Genomic DNA, 3,323 nt, shown 5'->3' with positions numbered 1-3,323 from the left:
AATCGCCTCCGCCCGGTTCAGATCGAGCACGGGAATCGTCACCTCCGGGACGGCTTCGTCGCAGGCGACGGCAACCACGTGCTTGTCTTCCAGTGCCAGCAGGGGCTTGCCGGTGACCCGGCGGAAAACTTCCAGTTTCGGGTGAGGAGAGCGTTTGAATCCTTCGATCAGCAGGAGGTCGACCGGTGTCATATGCCGGACAAGCTCGTCGATCGACGGTTCGGCCTCGCCCCGGTTCTCGTGCATCAGCGCCCAGCGGTTGGCCGAAGTGATCATGACTTCCGTAGCGCCGGACTGACGATGGTTGTAGCTGTCCTTGCCGGGCTGATCGACATCGAAGGCGTGATGGGCGTGCTTCATGGTCGACACCCGGAGCCCCATGCCCGTCAATTCCGGCAAAAGGCGGACCATCAGGTTCGTCTTGCCGCTGCCGCTCCATCCGGCGATCCCGAATATCTTCATCTCGTACCCATCATTTCAAACAGGCCGCAACATTAAGCCAGCTAAAAGCGATCCGCTACGGTGAAGAACTCGCGATAAAGAGCCGGTGGTGAATTGAATATGGCGTGGTTGATCTTGTTCGCAGCCGGGTTGCTGGAAACCGGATGGGCTGTCGGACTTAAATATACCGAAGGATTTTCGAAGCTGTGGCCGAGCGTGTGGACGATCGCCGCCATGGTGCTCAGCCTCGTGATGCTGAGCTACGCGCTCAAAAGCCTGCCGATAGGCACTGCCTATGCGGTCTGGACCGGGATCGGAGCCTGCGGGACGGCGATCCTCGGCATCGTCCTGTTCGGTGAGCCGGCGACTGCGGCCCGCCTGGTTTCCCTGGGGCTGATCGTCGCCGGCATCATAGGGCTGAAGCTTGTCGGATGAAGGCCGGCCAAGGACCGGCCTTGCTCACGCCGCCGAGGTTCAGGCCGTCGAAGTTCAGGCCGCCAGGTCGGCCAAGCCGTTACTGTCGCCCTCCGTGGCGGCATCGGTGCGGGTGCGCAAGGCACGGTGCCGCTGGTCGACGAATTCACGGAAGAGCGCCTTGTCGCCCAGGATCTCCTGGGCACGGGCGGCTTTGCGGGGATCGGGGTTGCCGGTCAGGCGGCGCAGGGTGTTGGCCGCAATACGGAACTCGACAGCGAGATTGCGCGTCATCGTCTCATCCTTCTCTATATCTCTTTTCAGAGGCGGACGGACGATGAGAATAACGTCCGGCCGCCTAGCTAGACGGACCGTTGTCGCTCACGCGAAACTCCAAGGTTGAGTGCGGACGATGCGGCCGAGGCCGGACGTCGCTGCACGGATGAACGAGACATAGGCCGATTTGTTCACGGAGGCAACCGGGTTCCCGCTTTTTTCCATCCAAACTTTAGAAGTATGTTCCGGATGCTACAGGCTGTGGCGAAATGGCCGAACGGATGGCGCAGCCACCCCTGCAAGGCCTTGGAAGAAAGAAAAAATCTCCCCATATCGCAGTCGAAGGAGAGATTTATATGAGCCTGATTAGCCTGATCCTGAACATCCTGTGGATCATCACCGGCGGAATCTGGATGGCGGCGGGATGGCTGCTGGCGGCCATCGTCATGGCCATCACCATCATCGGTTTGCCTTGGGCACGCTCCGCAGTGAACATCGCCAGCTACACTCTCGCCCCCTTCGGACGGACCGCCGTGTCGCGTGAGGAGTGGGACGGCAGGACCGACTTCGGGACCAGCCCGCTGGGCATGATCGGCAACGTGATCTGGTTCGTTCTCGCCGGCTGGTGGCTTGCCCTGGGCCATCTGCTGACGGCCGTGGCGCTCGCCCTGACGATCGTCGGCATTCCGTTCGCCTGGGCGCACCTGAAGCTGGCGGTGATTTCGCTCTGGCCCGTCGGCAAGCGGATCGTGTCGAACGAGGAGCTGGAAGAACGTGCCCGCGCCGGCTACCGGATCCAGGGCTCCCACTAGGAGCCCTGCCCTTTCCGGCGGTGGAGCCGTGTCCCTCCGTCAGACGATCCGGTTCAGTTCCTGAACCCGGTCGTCCGGCAGGTTGAGGCGGGCCGCCAGATACTGAAGATAGGATTTTTCCGCCGGCGAGCCGGTGTCGATCGCCATTTCGGATGCGAGATAAACCTGCTCCGCCGTTTCCGGATCGGTCACGTCGCGCAGCAGGGCGTCGAGCGAACGGGGCTGCTGGAGTTCCTGCTCGATGGTGCGCCGGTCTTCCGCGTCCGCGCCGGCTTCGTCCAGCTTGCCGAGGATACGCTGCCGCTCGACGGCGGTGATCTGGCCATCGGCATTGGCCGCCGCGATCATGGCCCGGATGAGCAGCAGCGCCTTCTGATCTCCCATCGTCTCGGCAGCGGCCCTTGCCTCCGGTTGCTCATGCGGCTTGAGGGCCTGGACCAGACGCTCGCCTAGCGAAGGTCCCGAGCCGGTTCGCGGAGCGGTGGAAGCAGGAGGCGCGTTACCGGAACCAGCACCCTGCATCGTGCCGCTGCCGCTGCCGCTGCCGCCGAAGATCGACTCGCCGATCCCCGCCAGTCCGCCGCTGCCGAACATGCCGCCGGCCGAGGAACCGCTACCGGGCTGCTGCTGGCCGGAGGCCGGTCCCATGTTCTGCTGACGCTCCTGCCAAGCCTTGTAGGCGAGATAACCGAGGGAAGCGAGACCGGCGGCATTGCGGAAGCCGCCGCCGGAGACGTTGCCGGCCGCGAAGGATGGACCGCGCCGGCTGCGGCCGGCCATGCCGGTCGCAAGCATCGTTCCAAGGATGTTCTGAAGATTGGCCATGGGTCGTCCGCTCCCTTAAAATCGATTGATGACGGCAGTCGGCGTGCGGGTCAGCGCAGCGGCTTGATCTCGGAGTCTATTCCGGCGGCGGCCGGCACGTCCGGGTCGTAGCGCTGGGACTGTTCGAGCTGCTCCCGGGTCATATCGATCGTGGCGACCGTGCTGTCGGGGTTCAACTTAACATCCTTCCACGGAACGGCGACCTGCCGCTCGCCGAGACCGAGGACGCCGCCCCATTCCAGCACCACATAGTCGACCCGGCCATCAGGGGCCACCAGCAGGTTTTCGATCTTGCCGACCTTGCGGCCGTCGGCTGCCACGGCATCCGTTCCGATCAGCCTGTCGACCTGAGCTGGGGTCGCAGCCGGACCTTCGACCTTCGGCATCGAGTCGTGCGTCATCGGATTGGTGGCTTGCTGGGCCACCGCCGGAACGGCCAAAGCTAGTACGAGGGCGGTTGCGGCGGAGACTGCGATACGCATGGTGGGCCTGCGATGGTTGTTAGAACTGTCGGAGACCCAACCCCGTGCGGCTCCATAGGTTCCTGACTGCCCG

The 3,323-nt window shown here is 63.7% G+C and carries 7 protein-coding genes; 2 read left to right on the top strand and 5 right to left on the bottom strand.

Going from position 1 to position 3,323, the window contains the following annotated elements; all coding sequences use genetic code 11:
- On the bottom strand, window positions 1-462 hold a 462-nt coding region (gene mobB / locus AC5JJ6_RS05280), incomplete at its 3' end, for a molybdopterin-guanine dinucleotide biosynthesis protein B (RefSeq protein WP_496041036.1).
- Window positions 463-503: 41 nt separating this feature from the next.
- Entirely contained in the window at window positions 504-677 is a 174-nt protein-coding gene (locus tag AC5JJ6_RS05275; RefSeq protein WP_496041038.1) for a hypothetical protein, read from the bottom strand.
- Between AC5JJ6_RS05275 and sugE the strand changes: the two genes are divergently transcribed.
- Entirely contained in the window at window positions 595-876 is a 282-nt protein-coding gene (gene sugE / locus AC5JJ6_RS05270) for a quaternary ammonium compound efflux SMR transporter SugE (protein ID WP_496041037.1), read from the top strand. The two genes, AC5JJ6_RS05275 and sugE, sit on opposite strands and share 83 nt — an antisense overlap.
- Window positions 877-930: 54 nt before the next feature.
- On the opposite strand, the gene AC5JJ6_RS05265 is transcribed toward sugE, so the two are convergent.
- The gene (locus AC5JJ6_RS05265; protein WP_496041035.1) at window positions 931-1,149 is read right to left on the bottom strand and encodes a hypothetical protein; all 219 of its coding nucleotides are present in this window, start codon (window positions 1,147-1,149) and stop codon (window positions 931-933) included.
- Window positions 1,150-1,487: 338 nt separating this feature from the next.
- On the opposite strand from AC5JJ6_RS05265, the gene AC5JJ6_RS05260 reads away from it, so the two are divergent.
- A complete protein-coding gene (locus AC5JJ6_RS05260; RefSeq protein ID WP_496041034.1) occupies window positions 1,488-1,943 on the top strand; it encodes a YccF domain-containing protein in 456 nt (151 codons plus the stop codon).
- A gap of 39 nt (window positions 1,944-1,982) precedes the next feature.
- Here the strand turns inward: AC5JJ6_RS05260 and AC5JJ6_RS05255 are convergent, their stop codons facing one another.
- On the bottom strand, window positions 1,983-2,768 hold the full coding sequence (locus tag AC5JJ6_RS05255; protein ID WP_496041033.1) for a tellurite resistance TerB family protein: 786 nt from the start codon (window positions 2,766-2,768) through the stop codon (window positions 1,983-1,985).
- A gap of 50 nt (window positions 2,769-2,818) precedes the next feature.
- Entirely contained in the window at window positions 2,819-3,250 is a 432-nt protein-coding gene (locus AC5JJ6_RS05250) for a PRC-barrel domain-containing protein (RefSeq protein WP_496041032.1), read from the bottom strand.
- Window positions 3,251-3,323 lie beyond the last annotated feature (73 nt).

It is taken from the genome of Skermanella sp. (assembly GCF_059503625.1).
The sequence above is the reverse complement of the archived record's forward strand: the minus strand, read 5'-3'. Positions and strand labels throughout refer to the sequence as shown.